Consider the following 21,987-nt stretch of genomic DNA (forward strand, 5'->3'; position numbering starts at 1 on the left):
CCTCTACGTAATTCGTAAACCTAGCTTAAACCGCGGAGGCTCCCCCGACGATCTCGGTGAGTTCCTGAGTGATGCTGGCCTGACGAGCTTTGTTGTATACCAACTGCAGCTCTTTGATCAGGCTGCCGCCGTTATCGGTTGCGGCTTTCATCGCTACCATTCGCGCGGCCTGTTCGCTGGCCAGGTTTTCTACGACGCCCTGATAAACCTGAGATTCCACGTAGCGACGCAGGAGGGTGTCCAGCAAGGCTTTAGGGTCCGGCTCATACAGGTAATCCCAGGACTTCTTCGCCAGTTCGCCGTCTTCTGCCGGTGGCAGTGGTAACAGCTGAACGATGCGGGGTTCCTGAGACATGGTATTGATAAATTTATTGCTGACAACGCATAACTTGTCTAAGCGACCTTCGTCGAAAGCCTGCAACATCACTTTTACGGGTCCGATCAGTTCTGACAGAGAAGGGTTATCCCCCATGCCAGTCACCTGAGCAACAACGTTGCCCCCCACGGAGCCGAAGAAAGAGGCTGCTTTGGAACCGATCAGTGCGAGATCAACTTCAACACCTTTTTCGGACCAGCCTTTCATCTCTGACAGCAGCTTTTTGAACAGGTTAATGTTCAGACCACCACAAAGACCACGGTCGGTAGACACCACCAGATACCCGACGCGCTTAATTTCACGCTCATCCAGGTACGGGTGCTTGTATTCCAGATTACCAAGCGCGAGGTGACCAATCACTTCACGGATGGTTTCTGCATAAGGACGGCTGGCCGCCATGCGATCCTGCGTTTTACGCATTTTGGAGGCGGCGACCATTTCCATCGCTTTAGTGATCTTTTGCGTGTTTTGCACGCTGCTGATCTTACTACGTATCTCTTTTCCGCCGGCCATCTCTGCTTCTCCTCAAGACCAAACGGCCTGCCGGGTTTTAATACCAGCAGGACCGTTTAGTGTTACCAGGACTGGGTTGCTTTGAAGGTATCGAGGATATTTTTGAATTTACCCTCGATCTCATCGTTATACGCACCAGTTTGGTTGATTTGCTGCAGAAGCTCGCCGTGCTCACGGTCGGCATAAGCCAACAGTGCCGCTTCGAAGCTACCGACTTTAGACAATTCAACGTCTTCCAGATAACCACGTTCTGCTGCGAAGATGATCAGAGACTGCGCAACGATTGACATCGGAGCGTATTGTTTCTGTTTCAGCAGCTCGGTCACTTTCTGACCATGGTTCAGCTGTTTACGCGTTGCTTCGTCCAGATCTGAGGCGAACTGCGAGAACGCAGCCAGCTCACGATACTGTGCCAGAGCAGTACGAATACCACCGGACAGTTTCTTCATGATCTTAGTCTGAGCAGCACCACCAACACGGGATACCGAAATACCTGGGTTAACCGCAGGACGAATACCGGCGTTGAACAGGTTTGATTCCAGGAAGATCTGACCATCTGTAATCGAGATTACGTTGGTCGGAACGAACGCGGAAACGTCACCCGCTTGCGTTTCGATAATTGGAAGCGCAGTCAGGGAGCCGGTTTTGCCTTTCACTTCACCCTTGGTGAATGCTTCAACATACTCGGCGTTAACACGCGCAGCACGTTCCAGCAGACGGGAGTGGAGATAGAAAACGTCGCCAGGGTAAGCTTCACGACCTGGTGGACGACGAAGCAGCAGGGAAATCTGACGGTAAGCAACAGCCTGTTTAGACAGGTCATCATAAACGATCAGTGCGTCTTCACCGCGGTCACGGAAGTATTCACCCATTGCGCAACCGGAGTACGGTGCCAGGTATTGCAGTGCAGCAGATTCTGATGCAGTTGCAACAACAACGATGGTGTTTGCCAGTGCGCCGTGCTCTTCCAGTTTACGAACCACGTTAGAAATGGTGGACGCTTTCTGGCCGATAGCCACATAGATACATTTGATGCCGGAATCGCGCTGGTTGATGATCGCATCGATCGCCAGAGCTGTTTTACCGGTTTGACGGTCGCCGATGACCAGTTCACGCTGACCACGACCAATTGGGATCATGGCATCAACGGACTTATAACCTGTTTGCACAGGTTCATCTACGGACTGACGTTCGATAACGCCAGGTGCGATCGCTTCGACAGCTGAGAAGCCGTCGTGCTCTACCGGACCTTTACCGTCAATAGGTGCACCCAGGGTGTTAACAACGCGACCTAACAGGCCACGGCCAACGGGAACTTCCAGGATACGACCCGTACATTTTACTTTCATACCTTCGGCGAGGTCAGCGTAAGGGCCCATTACAACGGCACCTACAGAGTCGCGCTCCAGGTTCAGGGCGATAGCGTAGCGGTTACCCGGCAGCGCAATCATTTCGCCTTGCATGACATCGGCTAAGCCGTGCACGCGGATGATCCCGTCACTGACGGAAACGATAGTACCTTCATTGTGAGCTTCGCTCACCACATTGAACTGAGCAATGCGCTGCTTGATCAGTTCGCTGATTTCGGTGGAATTCAGTTGCATGCTCCAGTCCCCTTAAGACTGCAAGACGTCTGCCAGGCGTTCAAGACGACTGCGAACGCTGCCATCAATCACCATATCACCTGCACGGATTACGACACCGGCAAGAACAGACTTGTCAATTTTGCAATTCAGCTTAACTTTGCGAGACAGACGTTTTTCCATCGCAGCAGCAATTTTTGCCTGCTGTTCTTCCGTAAGCGGATTTGCTGAAGTCACTTCAACTTCAGCAACAGCCTCGAGAGAGGCGCGCAGTTCGATAAACTGCTCCAGCACTTGCGGAAGAACGCGTAAACGTCCATTTTCAGCCATTACCTTAATCAGGTTTTGGCCTGCGTCGTCGAGTTCGTCACCACATACGGCAATAAACGTTTTAGACAAAGTTTCAGGCGCGCTAGCACCGGAAAGCAGTTCTTCAATTTGTTCATTGCGCGTGACTTCAGCCGTGAACGCTAGCATGGACTGCCAGCGGTCTAAGCTTTGGTGCTCAACGGCAAAGTCAAAAGCTGCTTTGGCGTAGGGGCGAGCTACAGTTACAAATTCAGACATCAGCCCCTCCCTCCTTACAGTTCAGCGACCAGTTTATCAACGATGTCGCTGTTAGCAGCTTCATCCACGGAACGTTCGATGATCTTCTCGGCGCCAGCAATGGCCAAAATTCCGACTTGCTTACGCAACTCTTCACGGGCGCGTTGGCGTTCGGCGTCGATCTCTGCCTTGGCTTGCGTCACGATCTTGTTACGTTCCTGCTCGGCTTCAGCTTTTGCTTCGTCGACGATTTGAGCTTTACGCTTGTTCGCCTGATCGATGATTACCTGAGCTTCAGCTTTGGCTTTCTTCAGTTGGTCGGTCGCATCGGCTTGCGCTAAGTCCAGCTCTTTTTTGGCACGTTCTGCGGAAGATAAACCTTCAGAAATTTCTTTCTGACGTTTTTCGATGGCAGCCATAATTGGCGGCCATACGTACTTCATGCAGAACCAGACAAACAGGACGAACGCGATAGCCTGGCCGAGGATTGTTGCGTTAAGATTCACAGCACAATGCCTCTTTCAAAGTGAATTATTTGATGTAGTTCGATTAACGCTGAGCGAACTCAGTGTTAAGCGACAGCAAACATCACGTACAGACCCAGACCAACCGCAATCATTGGGATTGCATCGACCAGACCCATAACGATAAAGAACTGTGTACGCAACAGAGGGATCAGGTCAGGCTGACGTGCAGCACCTTCCAAGAATTTACCACCCAAGATGCCGATACCGATTGCAGCACCGATTGCCGCCAGGCCCATCATCACAGCGGCAGCCATGTACAGCAGATCCATACTCAGGTTTTCCATGACAGTCTCCAGTTTGTTTCAGTTAAAACGCAGTAGTGTTGAAAGAAAATCAGTGTTTTTCAGATGCCATCGAGAGATAGACAATCGTCAGAACCATGAAAATAAAGGCTTGTAGCGTAATGATCAGGATGTGGAAAATGGCCCAAGGCACATTCAGAACCCACTGTGACCACCACGGCAACAGGCCAGCAATAAGGATGAAGATCAACTCACCCGCATACATATTGCCAAACAGTCGCAGACCCAGTGAAACTGGTTTAGACAGCAGGCTGACACCTTCAAGAATCAGGTTAACCGGAATGAAAACCGGATGATTGAATGGCTGCATTGTCAGTTCTTTAATGAAACCGCCAAAGCCTTTCATCTTAATGCTATAGAAAAGAATCAGAATGAATACGCCAAGTGCCATGGACAACGTGATATTCACGTCAGCCGTAGGAACCACACGCAACGCTGGCAGACCAAAGATGTGCTCGCCGATGAATGGCAGCAAATCGATTGGCAGCAAATCCATCAGGTTCATCATAAACACCCAGACGAAGACGGTCAGCGCGAGAGGTGCAATCACTTTGCTTTTGCCGTGATACATGTCACGCACGCTGCTGTCGACGAAACCAACGACCAGTTCAACTGCGGTTTGCAGTTTACCCGGGACACCGCTGGTGGCGTTTTTGGCTACGCGATGGAAAATAACCAGAAAGAGTACTCCGAGGAACACGGAGAAAAACATCGAATCGATGTTAATCGACCAGAATCCCGTCCCGATCTGAAGCTGAGTCAGATGGTGACCGATATACTCTTGTGGAGTAGAGATTTCTCCTGATGCAGACATGATGCCTCTTACCCTTTAGTAGTTAAGTACGGTAACTGTTAATGACGGCCGGTGCCAAAATCTGGGTCATCAACACCGATAAATAGGCCAACCCCAACGGAGCAAATGCCGCCTTAAACAGGCCAAGTGCGATAACCATTAAGATTACCGTAACCAGCACCTTCAGCGCTTCTCCGATAGCAAAGGACCAGGCAACCCGTCCAGAGACCGTTGTTTGCGCCTGGTGGCGCCATGCAAACAGCATGAACAGTACATTTGGCACCCAGGCGGCCAAACCACCCATAAGAGCCGATGTGGTCCATTCCAGGCTTTTAAAACCAAATACTGCACTGAGCAGAACAAAGGTCAATAACTGCAGTATTAACAGCTTTCTGGCAACCTTCACACTATTTGTACTGTGTAAAATACCGGATACAGACATGACGTTTGTTCTCTCCGTATCAAGTACCTAGCTGGAGGTAGACTGAATGCCGTATATCACTGCCTTTACTGTTTTGAGTCAAGCAGCAAAAACCGAGCAAATTATACGGGGCACAGGGACGAATTCAATGGATAAGTAGCGAAAAGGTGAACAATTATTTAAATTTTCCCCTTCACGACTATTTTGACAACCAAACTATAGCTGAATTTGCCCTTTTTGGTTTGATACGGTTATTTCATCACCCGACAAAGAAGCGTGCACTGGATCACATAATTAACGCAGGACACTTTATATACCCTGCACTGTTTGAATGTCTTTAGCTAATCAGGCCTTTTAAAACCTTTATAAATCAATTTGTTAATAAAACACTGCTCGTTAAACAAACTTATTTAAAAATAACCACGATTTATTGACACAACAACCCAACAAATAACAACATTTTTATTACAACTTGAATATCCGCAGGGTGACGGACGTTCAATTTCACAAGTGACTATTACAGTCCGGATTAAAATAAAAACATCTCATAAATGCTATCAGTATGTAAAAAAGCGGTGATAGAGAGTTTGCCACCGCTATATAATTAGCCTGCTCATTTTAACTGTGTTAACACAGCCGTTTTTTAAATATTATTTGATAAAACGCAACTTTAGTTTGAGAGAAGAATGACCAGATGACGTTCCCCGTCAAGTTCTGGTACCTGCAGTTTTATGACTGATTCCAAAGTGATACCTTCCGGTAATGCGGCCAGCTCATCATCAGGGCTGACTCCTTTTAAGGCGTAAAACCGCCCCTGCCCTTTTTGCGGCAGATGATGGCACCAGGAAAGCATATCCTGAAGGGACGCAAAAGCACGACTGATCACCCCATCAAAAGGCGGCTCTGGCTCAAACTCTTCCACACGGCTTTGTACCGGTTCGATATTTTTCAGCCCCAGCTCATGCTGAACCTGACGCAGGAAGCGTACACGCTTACCCAGGCTGTCCAGCAGCGTGAAGTGTGAATCAGGGCGGACAATGGCCAGAGGAACGCCTGGCAAACCAGGACCAGTGCCGACATCAATGAAACGACTGCCTTTCAGGTGTTCATTCACCACGATGCTGTCCATGATATGACGCACCAGCATTTGCATCGGGTCACGAACAGATGTCAGGTTATAGGCCTTGTTCCACTTATGCAGCAGTTCAACATAGCCAATCAGTTGCTGTTTTTGCTGATCGGGTAACGCTATTCCTGCCGCAGCAAGCAGCGAGTCCAGTTTCTTTTGCACAGTGAATCCTCAGAAAGAGTCGATATTCGGGAACAGCCCGGTTGAGAAATGATAAAACACTCAGAAAGATGGGAAAAGTAAGAACTGACCGCCGCTTTGGCTACAAAGGGCGGTCATAAGAGAGGTGAGTTATGCGCTACGGCGCAGTAAGCCTTGTTTTTTAAGCCAGATCAGCAAGATCGAGATAGCTGCCGGCGTAATACCCGAGATCCGCGATGCCTGACCAATGGAGGTCGGCTTGTGATCGTTAAGCTTGGCGATCACTTCATTGGAAAGACCATTCACCTGCCGGTAATCAAGATCAACAGGCAGTAAGGTGTTTTCATTGCGCTGCTGTTTTTCGATCTCTTCCTGCTGACGGGCAATATAGCCTTCATATTTGATCTGAATTTCTACCTGTTCTGCCGCCTGTACATCCGGAACGGAAGGTGCGAACGGGGAAAGACGGGTGATCAGCTCATAGGTCATTTCAGGACGACGCAATAACTCTTCCGCACTGGCTTCTTTAGAAAGCGGAGCAGAAAGATGCGCGTTAATTTCTTCAACCTGTGCATGATGCGGGTTCACCCAGATGCCACGCAGGCGCTGACGTTCCTGTTCGATCATTTCCAGTTTTTCGTTGAAGCGTGCCCAGCGAGCATCATCAACCAGACCTAACTCACGGCCTTTTTCAGTCAGACGTAGATCGGCATTGTCTTCACGCAGCATCAGGCGGTACTCAGCACGTGAGGTAAACATGCGGTACGGTTCTTTGGTGCCCAGCGTACACAGGTCATCAACCAGCACACCAAGATAAGCCTGGTCGCGACGCGGTGCCCAGCCTTCCTGCTCAGTGGCACAACGGGCAGCGTTCATGCCAGCCAGCAAGCCCTGCGCAGCGGCTTCTTCATAACCAGTGGTGCCGTTGATCTGTCCGGCAAAGAACAGACCGGCGATAAATTTGCTTTCCAGCGTCGGTTTCAAATCACGCGGATCGAAGAAATCGTATTCAATCGCATAACCCGGACGAACGATGACGGCATTTTCCATCCCCTGCATAGACCGGACGATCTGCATCTGCACATCGAATGGCAGGCTGGTGGAAATACCGTTTGGATAAACTTCATTGCTGGTCAGGCCTTCCGGTTCAAGGAAGATCTGATGAGAATTGCGATCGGCAAAACGCATGACTTTATCTTCGATCGACGGGCAGTAACGCGGGCCGATCCCTTCGATGATCCCTGCATACATTGGGCTGCGATCCAGATTATTGCGGATCACGTCATGGGTTTTTTCGTTGGTATAGGTCATGTAACACGGGATCTGCCGCGGATGTTGCGACACGTTGCCCATGAACGAGAATACTGGTGCCGGATTATCACCGTGTTGTTGTGCCAGCACACTGAAATCAATGGTGCGGGCATCGATACGCGGAGGTGTACCGGTTTTAAGACGGTTAACGCGTAAGGGTAATTCACGCAGGCGCTGAGACAAGGAGATCGCAGGAGGATCCCCGGCACGACCACCGCTGTAGTTCTCCAGACCGATGTGGATCTTCCCATCCAGGAAGGTACCAACCGTCAGAACAACCGATTTAGCGCGGAATTTCAGCCCCATTTTGGTCACAGCACCCACGACCTGATCGTTTTCGACGATCAGGTCTTCAACCGGTTGCTGGAAGATCATCAGGTTTGGCTGGTTTTCCAGTGCGGTACGTACTGCCTGGCGATACAGAACCCGGTCAGCCTGAGCACGTGTCGCCCTGACAGCAGGGCCTTTGCTGGCGTTTAGTATCCTAAACTGAATGCCCGCATGATCGATAGCCGTGGCCATCAGTCCGCCCAGTGCGTCCACTTCTTTTACCAGATGTCCTTTCCCGATCCCGCCAATTGCAGGGTTACACGACATCTGTCCCAGCGTGTCGATATTGTGGGTTAATAATAAGGTCTGACGTCCCATGCGTGCAGAAGCCATGGCGGCTTCGGTACCTGCATGACCACCACCTATGATGATGACGTCAAATTGATCCGGATAAAACATGCGACTGCACCTCGGCGTTCAAGCGAACTTTCTTTGTATGGCGTTGGGAGGAGGGATTCTACTCAAGTTTTGAGCTTCCACAAGTCCCCGGGGATCTTCACTAATTAAAAGAAGATCTTTTTTATTTAAAGATCTCTTATTAATACTTCTATTAAGATCGCGATCCTCTGTGCATAAGTCATTTTTGTTTATGAAGATCAGTATGCTAAGAAGGATCGAATGCTGTGAATGATCGGTGATCCTGGACAGTATAAGCTGGGATCAGAATTGAGAGTTATGCACAGCATGAAAAGCGTACAGGAGTTGTTAGAGGGATAACTACGGGTTTTACCCTGCTTTTAAGCATAGTTATCCACATCTGATCGCCTGAAATTTACACTTATTTGATCAAATTAATCCAGTTGATCACCCAAACCTCGGCCGGATCCTCAGGAATTTCGTGTTGAGTCACGTCGATCTCAAGACGATCACCGATCCGTTTTGCCCCTAATGACGTCAGTTTTTGATCCAACGAACCGATCGCGCCACAGAAGGTGTCATATTCACTGCTGCCTAAACCTAATGCGCCAAAGCGTACTTTTGACAGATCAGGTTGCTGATCTTCCAGCTGCTCCATAAATGGTTGCAGGTTATCAGGCAACTCACCCGCACCGTGTGTCGAGCAAACAACCAGCCAGATCCCTTCCTGCGGAACTTCATAGAGCTCGGGGCCATGGAACATCTGAGTGGAAAAACCGGCTTCTTCCAGTTTCTCAGCCACGTGTTCTGCTACATATTCGGCACTGCCAAGCGTACTGCCACTGATCAGGGTAATGTCAGACATGGTGCTCTCACCCGGGAAAAGGAGACTATTGTACGCTGTGAATGAGCTGGGATCTACCTGTGGATAATAGGGGTATAGAAATCAGTGCTCAGGGCTGGATGGTACGTGTGATGGGGTTCTGCAGGGAGATAAGCGTCTCGGTTGACTGGATCTCATCAATTGTCTGGATCTTGTTGATAAGTACATGCTGGAGGGAATCAATCGAGCGGCACATGATCTTAATGAAAATGCTGTAATGCCCGGTGGTGTAATAGGCTTCGACCACTTCTTCTATACTCTCTAGCTTTTTCAGTGCTGACGGATAATCCTTGGCGCTTTTTAAAATGATGCCAATAAAGCAGCATACGTCATAACCCAGTTGCTTGGGATTAACGGTAATATGCGCGCCGGTAATGATGCCTGCCTGCTTCATTTTCTCTACGCGGACGTGGATAGTTCCCGGGCTGACCGTGAACACTTTTGCCAGTTCCGCATAAGGGGTACGGGCGTTCTCCATCAATGCATTCAGGATCCCGCGATCCAGCTCATCGAGCTGATAGATTTCAGTCATGGTTATCTTTCTCTGTAGGCTTAATTTCGCTGCCAGCGACGTTGTACGCGGCTTTTAACGCCCGTATCAAAGCGCCAGATGTGATCGAAGATCCGCAGGATTCCGGGCTTGCCATAATGTGACATCGCCAGAGCATGAAAGCGATGTTGCTTCTCTTTTTGCAGCGTCCTGACTTTTCTTTGCACCTCATCAGGCAGGCGCTGGGCGATAAAATCGGAAATGACCACGGCATCGGCATCATGCCATTGTGGTGACGCTAGTTTATCCAGCGTGGCATTCAGACAGGCTGCCAGATCGGTACCGCCGCGAAAATGCTGTCCCAGAAAGCGCAGCGCCTGATCCAGACCGCCGTTGGACGTCAGTTCATAATGGATCACTTCACTGGCGAACAACATGATGTAACAGCGGCGGTTATCCGCCAGTGCAATCTTCAGCAGTGCCAGACAGAATGCTTTGGCGCACTGTTCGTTAAAACCGCCCATAGAACCCGAGGTATCGACGCACACCACAAAAGGCCCGCGCGGTTGTGGTTCCTGTTGCTGATAAACCACCGGGCGTTTAACCACTTTCTCACGCCAGACATCACCTTGCAGCCGATAGGTCATCAGCCGCTTTTCCAGCAGGCGGCGGTAAAATTCGTACTCCAGTTCGGGCAGCCCCAGCGTTACCAGCTCCGTCGGCATCAGGCGCAAAATATCATCGCTCTGATGGATACCGTTGACTTCTTCCGGTACCGTCGCGGGTTCACGCACCATCAGCCGGTGCGTTTCCATTTTGGCATCTTCATGCGGGCTGGTTTTGACGGTCTGACTGCGCCCCAGCTGTTCGGCCAGATGCATCAGTTCAGGTTGTTGCTGGAGAAATGCCCCGAAACGAGCCAGCGACTGGATATCGCCACGCATGCGCTTTCCTTTACTCATATCCCATAAACGACCGGCCGCCGTATCGTTCTCTGCTAATAAAGGAGAGAGCTCGCTGCTGAGCTCCAGACGTTGCAGCAGTTCTTCCTGCAGCTGCTCCTGTTCCTGTTCCAGTAACTGCTGATGAACGGTCACCGTCTGGAAGGTCAGATTCAGGCGCCAGCGCTGGAGGAACAGGGTCTGGAAGCTGTTGCCGGTTTTGGCGGTGCGGGAGGCTTCATGATTCTCCTGCAACGTTCGGGCTTCTGTCGTGAAAGGGGAGCTTAGCCGTTCAAGCTCTTCAAGAAGCGCAGGCAGTTCCGACTGAAAAGTAACGGCATCAGTCTGCTGGCAATGCTGATAAAGATAGAATTCTTTCGCCAGATCTTCCGGAACAGGGGTTTCGTGGATCCTCTGGCGAAGGCGCATCTTCCATTCGGGAAGATCTTTGGTCAGCGCCCGTTTGAGACGTGGGAATTTCTTGAAGAAAACCGCCATTGCCGGTGCCGCCAGCAGGCCGATGATCGATTCCTCAATCAGTTCAGCCTCGCTGATGGCCAGCAGAAGATCCAAAGACTCCAGACTGAACATGATCAGTGTCCGCTGAACGTCTGTTGCTGATGACGCAGCTGTTCAGATACCTGCAACAGGCTGGCCTCAATTTTTGCCATCCATTCTGCCGGCACAAACAGACAGTTTTGCTGCTGGCCAAATTCATGCCTTTGCTGAGCCAGTTTTGCGGTGAGATCGCTGAGCGTATTTTTCATCTCATCGGGAACGGCAATATGCTCATGTCCTGGCAGGGTCAGCGGTGTGCTCTGACGACTCACATCCAGCACCAGCAATTGCTGTTTATCGTCGATTTCCAGATCAACGGTCTGAGCAAAACCAATGCCATTGATTTTGGCTTTCAGTACGCCCCCTTTATTGAGCCAATCCTCCAGAACGATACGTTCAAACAGCAAATGCGTGACTTTAATGTCATGCAGATGCAAAGGCGTTTGCAGTAATAATGTCAGGCTGGTGGTGGTCATCGTGTCAGGCAGAGAGTATTGCGGCTTGCGGCTGAATATTCCGGCTTTTTTGCTCAGCTTGATGGACTGCCGTGAGCTTTGTTGCTGCTGATGCTGCATCCATTGCTGATTAAGCTGCTGGATTTTCATCAGCAGTGTTTGCTGCTGGAAAGCCTGCTCGGTGATCAGCTGTTCGATCTGCGTTTGCAGCAGGTTATAGGTGTTCAGGTCGTGCCATAAACAGTCTTTGAGCAGGATCAGATCGACTGGCGTGATCGCATTCCGGCCGCTGAAGAAGGCGCAGGCCTGCAACAGACGCAGGGCTTTTTTCCAGCGACGGTCGGAGACATAAGGCGCGGTATCCAGGGCATCAAGACGCTGACGCAACTGGAAAATCAGTTCAAAGCAGCTGTCTGAAAGCGTAACTTTGTCGATTTCCGGCTGCCATTGTTGGTATTCTTCATCGCTGATACTCAGGGACTCTGCCACCGGATTGGTGCTTTCATTATTGCGGCTGGTGAGCAGCGAGCGGAAATTTTGCTTATCCTGCACTTTATCCAGCCACAGACGGATCAGCATACGGTCATACAGCGCTTCCAGACCGCCGTCGGCTTCAGGTAATTCGTTAGACGCACTGACCAGCAGGCGCATCGGAATAGGGGCTTCGCGCTCGCCATTACGGAAACGACGTTCGTTGATGGCCGTCAGGAGCGTATTAAGGATGGCAGGGCCTGCTTTCCAGATTTCATCAAGGAAGACAATTTCAGCTTCCGGCAGATAACCTTCGGTCAGACGCAGATAACGGCCTTCATCTTTCAGGGCCTGAATCGACAGCGGACCAAAGACTTCTTCCGGCGTGGAAAAGCGCGTCATAAGATATTCAAACGCGCGGGCGTGACGGAAGGCAAATTTCAGACGGCGGGCAATCAGACTTTTTGCAATACCCGGCGGGCCGAGCAGGAAAACGCTTTCACCGCACAGTGCGGCCAGCAGGCAAAGTCGTATGGCATCCTGCCGCTCGTACAGGCCATGTTCTAGTGCGTTAGCAAGACGGGCGATCCGTTCTGCCAGAAGGGGAGATTGCGCCATACTGTCTCTTCCGGTTTCCATTTAGTTGTTGAATAGTGTACTGGGTTCTTATGAGAAGCTACGATTATTTTTATCGTTATAGCTTGTTGATTACTAAAAATTTTCTATTATCAAAATTGTGACCCCGTTCATCTGAACCCTGGTTTAGCTGCACATTTAAGGGTAGGCAATCAGATTTATTCGTGCATACTGTGCGCCTTTTAGTGGGCATCATAAGACTGAGCGCACGCATCGCTTACAGATGTTCGAGCAAAAAAGAAAAGAAACGAAATATGAGCACTGAACATAAACGGTCACTCCCAGCAGTAACCCTGGCCGCCATTGGTGTGGTCTATGGCGACATTGGTACCAGTCCTCTCTATACCTTAAGAGAGTGTTTTTCCGGTCATTATGGTTTCAACGTTGAACCCAGCGTCGTTTTTGGTTTTCTTTCTCTGATTTTCTGGATGTTAATCCTCATTGTTTCGCTCAAATACCTCACGTATGTGATGCGGGCGGACAACGCAGGCGAGGGCGGTATTCTGACGCTGATGTCTCTGGCGGGCAGAAACACTTCGGCACGCACCACCGCCGTTTTGGTCATTCTCGGCCTGATCGGGGGAAGCTTCTTCTATGGTGAAGTGGTGATCACTCCGGCTATTTCTGTTCTTTCCGCGATGGAAGGTCTGGAAATCGCAGCACCTTCACTTGATCCCTATATTGTCCCTCTTTCTATTACTGTCCTGACGCTGCTTTTCATTATTCAGAAACACGGCACCGGCATCGTGGGCAAACTGTTTGCACCGGTGATGTTGCTGTGGTTCCTGACGCTGGCTGTTCTCGGCGTCAACAGCATCATGCAGAATCCTGAAGTACTTCGCGCCATGAACCCGATGTGGGCGGTTAACTTCTTTATCGAGCATAAGTCGTTTTCCTTCCTGGCGCTCGGTGCGGTCGTTCTGTCGATTACCGGCGTGGAAGCGCTGTATGCGGATATGGGTCACTTCGGGAAATTCCCGATCCGTCTGGCCTGGTTCACCGTCGTGCTGCCTTCTCTGGTGCTGAACTACTTCGGTCAGGGCGCATTGCTGCTTAAAGATCCGGAGTCGATTAAAAACCCGTTCTTCCTGCTGGCACCTGACTGGGCTTTAATCCCGTTACTGGTGCTGGCGACGCTGGCGACTATTATCGCGTCTCAGGCTGTTATCTCCGGAGTGTTCTCCCTGACCCGTCAGGCTGTGCGTCTGGGTTATCTGCCGCCAATGCGCATTATTCACACCTCAGAAATGGAAGCGGGTCAGATTTATATCCCGGCCATTAACTGGCTGCTGTATTTTGCGGTGGTTATCGTTATCGCCAGCTTCGAGCATTCGAGCAACCTGGCGGCGGCATACGGTATTGCTGTGACCGGTACGATGGTGCTGACCAGTATTCTTTCCTGTACGGTGGCGCTTAAAAACTGGCACTGGAAACCGTTCCTGGTGGGGCTTTTGCTGATCGGTCTGCTGTTTATGGATATCCCGCTGTTCGCGGCGAATGCCACGAAACTGTTCTCCGGCGGCTGGTTGCCGCTGACGCTGGGTCTGTGCATGTTTATCGTCATGACTACCTGGAAAAGCGAGCGTTTCCGCCTTATGCGCCGCATGAACGAGCATGGCAACTCTCTTGAAGCGATGATTGCGTCTCTGGAGAAATCCCCGCCGGTTCGCGTTCCGGGAACCGCGGTGTATATGTCCCGCGCCATCAATGTCATTCCGTTTGCCTTGCTGCATAACCTCAAGCACAACAAAGTGTTGCATGAGCGTGTGGTGCTGCTGACGTTACGCACCGAAGATGCGCCTTATGTGCATAATGTCCGGCGCGTCACAATCGAACAGCTTTCTCCGACGTTCTGGCGTGTGGTCGCGAGTTACGGATTTAAAGAGACGCCGAATGTGGAAGAGGTTTTCCACCGCTGTGGTCTGGAAGGGCTGCCATGCCGGATGATGGAAACCTCATTCTTTATGTCGCACGAATCGCTGATCCTGACCAAACGCCCGTGGTATCTCTACTTCCGTGGCAAGCTCTTTATGGCACTCAGCCGTAACGCCTTACGCGCACCGGATCAGTTTGAAATTCCGCCTAACAGGGTGATCGAACTCGGTACGCAGGTAGAAATTTAACGCTAATTTCTGCCGGTCACAGGGCACCTTCGGGTGCCCTGTTTTATTTTCGCTTTCTCCTTTCTGAAACGACTAACTCAAATTTCCCTGCGGTTTCTGAATCATTCAGCGAAACGTTTCGACGCTGATCACAATTCCATCACTTGTCCGTTGCCATGCGTGGTGAAGTTAATAAACTCATCCGTGAGCGAAACGTTTCGCTGTAGGAGTTCACAATGAAGAAGTCACCGCTGTTAAATGCCGAAATCTCACATGTTATTGCCCGGTTAGGTCACACCGATCAGCTGGTTATTGGCGATGCCGGACTTCCGGTGCCAGCAGCTTGCCAACGCATCGATCTGGCTCTGACCCAGGGAGTTCCCACCTTTTTACAAGTCTTAGAGGTAGTGACACATGAGATGCAGGTTGAGCGGGCTATCCTCGCCGAGGAAATCCTCACTAAAAATCCTCAACTCCATGAAGCGTTGCTCGCCCAATTGACACAACTCGAACAACACCAGGGAAACACCATTGCTTTGGATTACGTCAGTCATGAGGCATTCAAAGCGCAAAGCGAAAAAAGTCGGGCTGTGATCCGCAGCGGGGAATGTTCGCCTTACGCGAACGTTATTCTGTGTGCCGGCGTAACCTTCTGAGGCCTTTATGCAACCTTTGCTGCAACTGACAGGCATTGATAAAGCCTTTCCCGGCGTTAAAGCACTTTCCGGCGCGGCGCTCAGCGTCTATCCGGGACGTGTGATGGCGCTGGTGGGAGAAAACGGCGCGGGCAAGTCCACCATGATGAAAGTGCTGACCGGCATCTACCAGAAAGATGCCGGCTCAGTACATTTTCTGGGCAAGGAAGCGGCGTTTAATGGCCCGAAAGCTTCTCAGGAAGCCGGAATTGGCATCATCCATCAGGAACTGAATCTGATCCCACAGCTGACTATCGCTGAAAACATCTTCCTGGGCCGTGAGTTTGTAAACGGTTTTGGCCGCATCAACTGGAAAAAGATGTATGCCGAAGCCGATAAACTGCTGGCGCGCCTGAACCTGCGCTACAAAAGTGATCGTCTGGTTGGCGAATTATCAATTGGCGATCAGCAAATGGTCGAAATTGCCAAGGTGCTGAGCTTTGAGTCGAAAGTCATCATCATGGATGAACCGACGGACGCCCTGACCGATACCGAAACCGCCTCTTTGTTTAGCGTGATCCGCGAGCTGAAAGCTGCAGGCTGTGGCGTGGTGTACATCTCCCACCGTATGAAAGAAATCTTTGAAATCTGCGATGACGTGACGGTATTCCGTGACGGGCAGTTTATCGCTGAGCGTCCGGTCAGTTCTCTGGAAGAAGACACGCTGATTGAAATGATGGTTGGCCGCCGTCTCGAAGAACAATATCCGCGTATAAATCATCAGCGCGGTGCGCTGCGTCTGCAGGTGCGTGATGTCAGCGGTCCGGGCGTAAATAACGTTAGCTTTGATCTGCACAGCGGCGAAATTCTGGGGATTTCCGGTTTGATGGGCGCAGGCCGTACTGAACTGATGAAAATTCTCTACGGTGCATTGCCGCGTAAAAGTGGCTATGTGTCGCTTGACGGACGCGAAGTGGTCACGCATTCACCGCAGGACGGACTGGCAAACGGCATCGTTTACATCTCTGAAGATCGTAAGCGCGATGGCCTGGTGCTTGGTATGTCAGTGAAAGAAAATATGTCACTGACTGCGCTGCGCTATTTCAGCCATGGTGGCGGACGTCTCAGGCATGCGGAAGAACAGCAGGCTGTCGGCGACTTTATCCGTCTCTTCAATATTAAAACGCCGTCGATGATGCAGACAATCGGCCTGCTTTCCGGTGGTAATCAGCAAAAAGTGGCGATTGCCCGCGGATTGATGACGCGGCCAAAAGTCCTGATCCTCGACGAACCGACGCGTGGCGTTGACGTCGGTGCCAAAAAAGAGATTTACCAGCTTATAAACCAGTTCAAGCGCGAAGGGCTGAGCATCATCCTGGTTTCCTCAGAAATGCCGGAAGTGATCGGCATGAGTGACCGTGTTTTGGTGATGCATGAAGGTCATTTAAGCGGTGAATTCCCGATAGAACAGGCTACGCAAGAAGTGTTGATGGCAGCCGCTGTCGGCAAGCAATACGGCGTGACGCAGGAGTAATCAGATATGAGTTCTCAGACATTGCCAGCCAAGAAGCGCTGGATCAGTAAAGAGTGGTTGTTGGAGCAAAAGTCTCTGATTGCGCTGCTGGTGTTGATTGCGGTGGTTTCTTCCATGAGCCCAAATTTCTTCACGCTCAATAACCTGTTTAACATTCTTCAGCAGACGTCGGTCAACGCCATTATGGCGGTCGGCATGACGCTGGTGATCCTCACCTCGGGTATCGATTTATCCGTCGGTTCTCTGCTGGCGCTGACCGGCGCGGTGGCAGCCTCGATTGTCGGGCTGGAAGTGAATGCATTAGTCGCGGTGGCTGGCGCGCTGGCGCTCGGTGCCGCCGTCGGTGCGGTGACCGGGGTGATTGTCGCCAAAGGCAAAGTGCAGGCGTTTATCGCCACGCTGGTCATGATGTTGCTGCTGCGCGGTATCACGATGGTGTACACCAACGGCAGCCCGATCAGCACGGGTTTTAATGATGTTGCCGATGTCTTTGGCTGGTTTGGTATCGGCCGCCCGCTGGGTATCCCGACGCCGGTCTGGCTGATGGCGGTGGTGTTTATTGCGGCCTGGTACATGCTGCATCACACCCGCTTAGGACGTTATATCTACGCGCTGGGCGGTAACGAATCTGCGACGCGTTTGTCAGGTATCAGCGTCGATAAGGTTAAAATTATCGTCTACTCCCTGTGTGGTTTGTTGGCGGCTCTGGCCAGTATCATCGAAGTGGCGCGCCTGTCTTCTGCGCAGCCTAATGCTGGTACAGGTTACGAACTGGATGCGATTGCCGCAGTGGTATTAGGGGGAACCAGCCTGTCCGGGGGTAAAGGACGCATTGTCGGAACGCTGATCGGGGCACTGATCCTTGGCTTCCTGAATAACGGTTTGAACTTATTAGGTGTTTCTTCCTACTACCAGATGATCGTAAAAGCAGTTGTCATCCTGCTGGCGGTGCTGGTGGATAACAAAAGCAACAAATAACCTCTCCTACAGGACTTATGACCATGAATATGAAAAAACTGGCTGTCTGGGTTTCCGCCGCAGCGATCACCGCTTCTTTCAGTGCTAACGTTCTGGCGAAAGATACCATTGCGCTGGTCGTTTCTACTCTGAACAACCCGTTCTTCGTTTCCATGAAAGACGGCGCGCAAAAAGAAGCGGACAAACTGGGTTACAACCTGGTGGTACTTGATTCTCAGAACAACCCGGCAAAAGAACTGGCGAACGTGCAGGATCTGACCGTTCGCGGCACCAAACTGATGCTGATCAACCCGACGGATTCTGATGCGGTAGGTAACGCCGTTGCGATGGCAAACCAGGCGAAAATCCCGGTGATCACCCTTGACCGTCAGGCAACCAAAGGGGTTGTCGCCAGCCACGTGGCTTCTGATAACGCCTTCGGCGGCAAAATGGCCGGTGATTACATCGCTAAGAAACTGGGCGAAAATGCCAAAGTTATCGAACTGGAAGGTATCGCCGGTACGTCTGTTGCCCGTGAACGCGGTAAAGGCTTCGCTCAGGCAGCTGAAAAACATCATTTCCAGATCCTCGCCAGCCAGCCTGCTGACTTCGACCGCACCAAAGGTCTGAACGTGATGCAGAACCTGCTGACCGCGCATCAGGATGTGCAGGCCGTGTTTGCTCAGAACGATGAAATGGCGCTGGGTGCATTGCGTGCCCTGCAGACTGCCGGTAAAACGGATGTACTGGTCGTAGGTTTTGACGGCACCGAAGACGGTATTAAAGCGGTTAACAGCGGTAAAATGGGCGCGACTGTGGCACAGCGTCCTGAGCAAATCGGTGTGATCGGTGTTCAGACTGCAGATAAAGTGCTGAAAGGCGAGAAAGTTCCGGCTGTTATCCCTGTTGATTTGAAACTGGTTGCTCAGCCGTAATACCCTCTTTATTTATGCTGTCACTGCGCCTCCTTCAGGGAGGCGCTATTTAACTCAGGGATCTCTACATGAAGACAGGCAAACTGGTGGTACTCGGCAGTATCAACGCTGACCACATTTTGAATATCAACCACTTCCCGCAACCGGGCGAAACGGTTATCGGTAAGCAATACACCGTAGCCTTTGGCGGCAAAGGGGCGAATCAGGCTGTTGCAGCCGGTCGCAGTGGCGCTGATATTTCTTTTATTGCCTGTGTGGGAGATGACGATATTGGCGAGCGCGTTCGTAAACAGCTGGCCAGTGATCATATTGATACGCAACCCATCGAAGCCATCGAAGACACAACCACCGGCGTAGCACTGATTTTCGTGAATGCGGAAGGTGAAAACGTTATTGGTATCGATGCGGGGGCTAATAAAGCTGTGACGCCCGAATACCTCGATCGCTATAAACAGCAGGTCATTGGCGCATCAGCATTATTAATGCAGCTGGAATCGCCGCTCGAGACGGTGATTGCGGCGGCGAAGATTGCCAAAGACAACGGCACGCAGGTGATCCTCAATCCGGCTCCGGCCTGTGAATTGCCGGATGAATTGCTGGCGCGGGTGGATATGATCACTCCGAACGAAACCGAAGCTGAAAAGCTGACAGGAATTAAAGTCGACAATAATGAAGATGCCGCACGGGCCGCGAAAGCGCTGCATGACAAAGGCATCGCGACTGTCATCATTACGTTAGGCAGTAAAGGCGTCTGGCTGAGCCAGAACGGTGAAGGTAAGTTAGTGGCCGGATTCCGTGTAAAAGCCGTCGATACCATTGCGGCCGGCGATACGTTTAACGGCGCGCTGGTGACAGCATTGCTGGAAGGCAAACCGATGGACAGTGCGGTACGATTCGCACACGCGGCAGCGGCTATTGCAGTGACGCGTCCTGGTGCTCAGCCTTCCGTGCCGTGGCGTAAAGAAATCGACGATTTTCTTGCACAACAGGAGGCCTGATTGGCCACCATGAAAGATGTCGCCCGCCTCGCGGGCGTTTCAACCTCGACAGTCTCCCATGTGATCAACAAGAATCGTTTTGTCAGTGAAGCTATCGCTGACAAAGTGAATGCCGCCGTTGAACAACTCAATTACGCACCTTCCGCGTTAGCGCGCAGCCTGAAACTGAACCAGACACGTACTCTCGGCATGTTACTGACTGCCAGCAGTAACCCTTTTTATTCAGAAGTGGTGCGGGGTGTTGAGCGTAGTTGCTATGAGCGCGGATACAGTCTGATTTTGTGTAATACCGATAATGATGCAGAACGTATGAACCGTAGCCTCGAAACGTTGTTGCAAAAGCGGGTCGACGGGCTGCTTATCATGTGTACGGAAAATCACCGGCCTTCGAAAGAAGCCATCAGCCGTTACCCGTCATTACCGATTGTGATGATGGACTGGTCACCCTTTGATGGCGCCATTGATATCATTCAGGATAACGCCTTGCTAGGCGGGGAAATGGCGACAGAGTTTTTAATCCGTCAGGGTTACCAGCGTATTGCCTGTATTACCGGCCCGCTGGATAAAACTACCGCCCAGGAACGGCTGAGTGGATATCGTCAGGCTATGGACAAAGCAGGTCTGAAGATTTTGGCCGGTTATGAAGTGAGTGGTGATTTTGAATTTGAAGGCGGATTAGCCGCGATGCAGGAGTTGCTGGCGCTGCCGGAACCGCCTCATGCTGTTTTCGCTGGCAACGACGCAATGGCAGTTGGCGTTTATCAGGCGCTTTATCAGCGTGGATTACGTGTTCCCGATGATGTGGCAGTGATGGGCTACGATGACATCCAGCTGGCGCAATATATGATGCCGCCGCTGACCACCATTCATCAGCCCAAAGACTCGCTGGGCGAACTGGCGGTCGATGCTTTATTACATCGGTTGCAGGCCCCGGATTCTGAGCCGCAGGTTTTGGTTCTTACGCCGGAACTGGTCGTGCGTCAGTCCGTCGGATCATTCATCAGCAAGTAATAGCCTCTGACATTCCAGAAGGGCGGCATTGGCATCACCGGCAAGAATGGCATCCGTCAGCCGCTGGTGATGTTCCAGCTTAATCACTTCATTGCCGGTAATCGCCCGAAAATAGCTTTGATACACCGAACTGAACAAATTCGAGAAAGACGTCAGGAAGGGATTCTTCCCCGCCTCATAGATCAGCTGATGAAATTGGGTATCGACCGTTATCCAGCGCTCCCGATCAAAGCTGTTATGCAGCTGGCGCATTTCATACATATATAGAGAGAGCTGATGCTTTTGTTCTTCACTTGCAGAAAGTGCGGCTAGCGCACAAGCCTGCGGTTCGAGAGCCCGGCGTAGTACGATAAAATGCGCCATCACCTGATCGAAGTTTTCGCGTGTCATCCACCAGGTCAGTAATTCCTGATCGAGAAAATTCCAGCTCGATTGAGGCATTACCCGGGTACCAATACGCGGACGGGGTAAAAGCATTCCTTTCGCGGTCAGTGTTTTTACTGCTTCACGTACCGCAGTCCGGCTGACGCCAAAAATCTCCCCTAACTCATTCTCACCAGGAAGGATTGCACCTTCCGGATACTCGCCAGACAAAACGCGTTGTGCAATTTTCTCTGCCAGCAGATAAGAAAGGTTGCGCTGAGCCGCTTGCTGATGGGCATTAAGTAACATGTAAGGTATTCCTGAATGTTTTTCTCTTATTATAAAGGAGAGTTTACTCCAGCCTCTGGTCTAAAACTGGTGTGTTTTACGCTGAAATAGGTCGCTATTTGTCCGTTTTGGGCGAAATTGTTTAATTTGCGAACGGTCAGTAAATTATTTGAAATTAGGGGTTGCGGCCTTCTGAGAACTCCCTATAATGCGCCTCCACTGACCGGGAACAACGACTCCTCTAACGAGAACCAAGTCGCCCAGTCAGGAAGAATCAGCCCGGTGAAAACACCGCATCTTGTAAAAGAAAATGGTTGACTCTTCAGGGAGAAAGAGTATTATCTGCCTCCCACGTTGCTGAGTTAAGTCTCGCAACGTACGCTCTTTAACAATTTATCAGA

The 21,987-nt window shown here is 51.0% G+C and carries 21 protein-coding genes; 7 read left to right on the forward strand and 14 right to left on the reverse strand.

Annotated elements, in window-relative coordinates; genetic code table 11:
- Positions 1-25: 25 nt before the first annotated feature.
- From atpG to ravA, 13 genes are all read right to left on the reverse strand, one after another.
- Positions 26-889 (reverse strand): F0F1 ATP synthase subunit gamma, encoded by an 864-nt coding sequence (gene atpG, locus ACM615_RS00725; protein WP_112290861.1) that lies wholly within the window; start codon positions 887-889, stop codon positions 26-28.
- A gap of 62 nt (positions 890-951) precedes the next feature.
- Positions 952-2,493: a F0F1 ATP synthase subunit alpha gene (atpA, locus tag ACM615_RS00730; RefSeq protein ID WP_013577682.1), complete on the reverse strand. Its 1,542-nt coding sequence runs from the start codon at positions 2,491-2,493 to the stop codon at positions 952-954.
- A 12-nt stretch (positions 2,494-2,505) separates the two neighbouring features.
- Positions 2,506-3,039, reverse strand: coding sequence for a F0F1 ATP synthase subunit delta (atpH, locus tag ACM615_RS00735; protein WP_015699277.1), 534 nt, complete (start codon positions 3,037-3,039; stop codon positions 2,506-2,508).
- Between the two features lie 14 nt (positions 3,040-3,053).
- Entirely contained in the window at positions 3,054-3,524 is a 471-nt protein-coding gene (atpF, locus tag ACM615_RS00740; RefSeq protein WP_095924051.1) for a F0F1 ATP synthase subunit B, read from the reverse strand.
- Positions 3,525-3,589: 65 nt separating this feature from the next.
- Positions 3,590-3,829, reverse strand: coding sequence for a F0F1 ATP synthase subunit C (atpE, locus tag ACM615_RS00745; protein ID WP_004093904.1), 240 nt, complete (start codon positions 3,827-3,829; stop codon positions 3,590-3,592).
- Between the two features lie 49 nt (positions 3,830-3,878).
- Positions 3,879-4,661, reverse strand: a complete 783-nt coding sequence (gene atpB / locus ACM615_RS00750; protein WP_112290858.1) for a F0F1 ATP synthase subunit A — start codon at positions 4,659-4,661, stop codon at positions 3,879-3,881.
- 22 nt (positions 4,662-4,683) lie between these two features.
- Entirely contained in the window at positions 4,684-5,082 is a 399-nt protein-coding gene (gene atpI / locus ACM615_RS00755) for a F0F1 ATP synthase subunit I (RefSeq protein ID WP_013577678.1), read from the reverse strand.
- A 649-nt stretch (positions 5,083-5,731) separates the two neighbouring features.
- Complete coding sequence (gene rsmG, locus ACM615_RS00760; protein WP_113876809.1) at positions 5,732-6,352, reverse strand: 16S rRNA (guanine(527)-N(7))-methyltransferase RsmG; 621 nt, start codon at positions 6,350-6,352, stop codon at positions 5,732-5,734.
- A 129-nt stretch (positions 6,353-6,481) separates the two neighbouring features.
- Positions 6,482-8,371 (reverse strand): tRNA uridine-5-carboxymethylaminomethyl(34) synthesis enzyme MnmG, encoded by a 1,890-nt coding sequence (mnmG, locus tag ACM615_RS00765; RefSeq protein WP_431011283.1) that lies wholly within the window; start codon positions 8,369-8,371, stop codon positions 6,482-6,484.
- 379 nt (positions 8,372-8,750) lie between these two features.
- Complete coding sequence (gene mioC, locus ACM615_RS00770) at positions 8,751-9,194, reverse strand: FMN-binding protein MioC (RefSeq protein ID WP_129637790.1); 444 nt, start codon at positions 9,192-9,194, stop codon at positions 8,751-8,753.
- An 88-nt stretch (positions 9,195-9,282) separates the two neighbouring features.
- Complete coding sequence (gene asnC / locus ACM615_RS00775; RefSeq protein ID WP_095924057.1) at positions 9,283-9,744, reverse strand: transcriptional regulator AsnC; 462 nt, start codon at positions 9,742-9,744, stop codon at positions 9,283-9,285.
- A gap of 20 nt (positions 9,745-9,764) precedes the next feature.
- Complete coding sequence (viaA, locus tag ACM615_RS00780) at positions 9,765-11,234, reverse strand: ATPase RavA stimulator ViaA (protein WP_132966611.1); 1,470 nt, start codon at positions 11,232-11,234, stop codon at positions 9,765-9,767.
- 2 nt (positions 11,235-11,236) lie between these two features.
- The gene (gene ravA, locus ACM615_RS00785) at positions 11,237-12,745 is read right to left on the reverse strand and encodes an ATPase RavA (RefSeq protein ID WP_129637792.1); all 1,509 of its coding nucleotides are present in this window, start codon (positions 12,743-12,745) and stop codon (positions 11,237-11,239) included.
- A 272-nt stretch (positions 12,746-13,017) separates the two neighbouring features.
- On the opposite strand from ravA, the gene kup reads away from it, so the two are divergent.
- The 7 genes from kup to rbsR all read left to right on the forward strand — a co-directional run bounded on the left by kup (position 13,018) and on the right by rbsR (position 20,935).
- Entirely contained in the window at positions 13,018-14,886 is a 1,869-nt protein-coding gene (gene kup / locus ACM615_RS00790; RefSeq protein WP_095924060.1) for a low affinity potassium transporter Kup, read from the forward strand.
- A 215-nt stretch (positions 14,887-15,101) separates the two neighbouring features.
- Complete coding sequence (gene rbsD, locus ACM615_RS00795; RefSeq protein WP_095924061.1) at positions 15,102-15,521, forward strand: D-ribose pyranase; 420 nt, start codon at positions 15,102-15,104, stop codon at positions 15,519-15,521.
- A 7-nt stretch (positions 15,522-15,528) separates the two neighbouring features.
- Positions 15,529-17,034, forward strand: a complete 1,506-nt coding sequence (gene rbsA, locus ACM615_RS00800; RefSeq protein ID WP_113876803.1) for a ribose ABC transporter ATP-binding protein RbsA — start codon at positions 15,529-15,531, stop codon at positions 17,032-17,034.
- Between the two features lie 6 nt (positions 17,035-17,040).
- Positions 17,041-18,012, forward strand: coding sequence for a ribose ABC transporter permease (gene rbsC, locus ACM615_RS00805; RefSeq protein ID WP_112290846.1), 972 nt, complete (start codon positions 17,041-17,043; stop codon positions 18,010-18,012).
- Positions 18,013-18,035: 23 nt separating this feature from the next.
- Positions 18,036-18,926, forward strand: coding sequence for a ribose ABC transporter substrate-binding protein RbsB (rbsB, locus tag ACM615_RS00810; RefSeq protein WP_112290844.1), 891 nt, complete (start codon positions 18,036-18,038; stop codon positions 18,924-18,926).
- 68 nt (positions 18,927-18,994) lie between these two features.
- On the forward strand, positions 18,995-19,924 hold the full coding sequence (gene rbsK / locus ACM615_RS00815; protein WP_132966613.1) for a ribokinase: 930 nt from the start codon (positions 18,995-18,997) through the stop codon (positions 19,922-19,924).
- The gene (rbsR, locus tag ACM615_RS00820; RefSeq protein ID WP_113876801.1) at positions 19,925-20,935 is read left to right on the forward strand and encodes a ribose operon transcriptional repressor RbsR; all 1,011 of its coding nucleotides are present in this window, start codon (positions 19,925-19,927) and stop codon (positions 20,933-20,935) included.
- Here the strand turns inward: rbsR and ACM615_RS00825 are convergent.
- Complete coding sequence (locus ACM615_RS00825; protein ID WP_113876800.1) at positions 20,918-21,607, reverse strand: FadR/GntR family transcriptional regulator; 690 nt, start codon at positions 21,605-21,607, stop codon at positions 20,918-20,920. The genes rbsR and ACM615_RS00825 overlap by 18 nt on opposite strands.
- Positions 21,608-21,987 lie beyond the last annotated feature (380 nt).

Origin of the sequence: Rahnella sp. PAMC25617 (assembly GCF_050606005.1) — a bacterium.
Lineage (GTDB): Bacteria > Pseudomonadota > Gammaproteobacteria > Enterobacterales > Enterobacteriaceae > Rahnella > Rahnella variigena.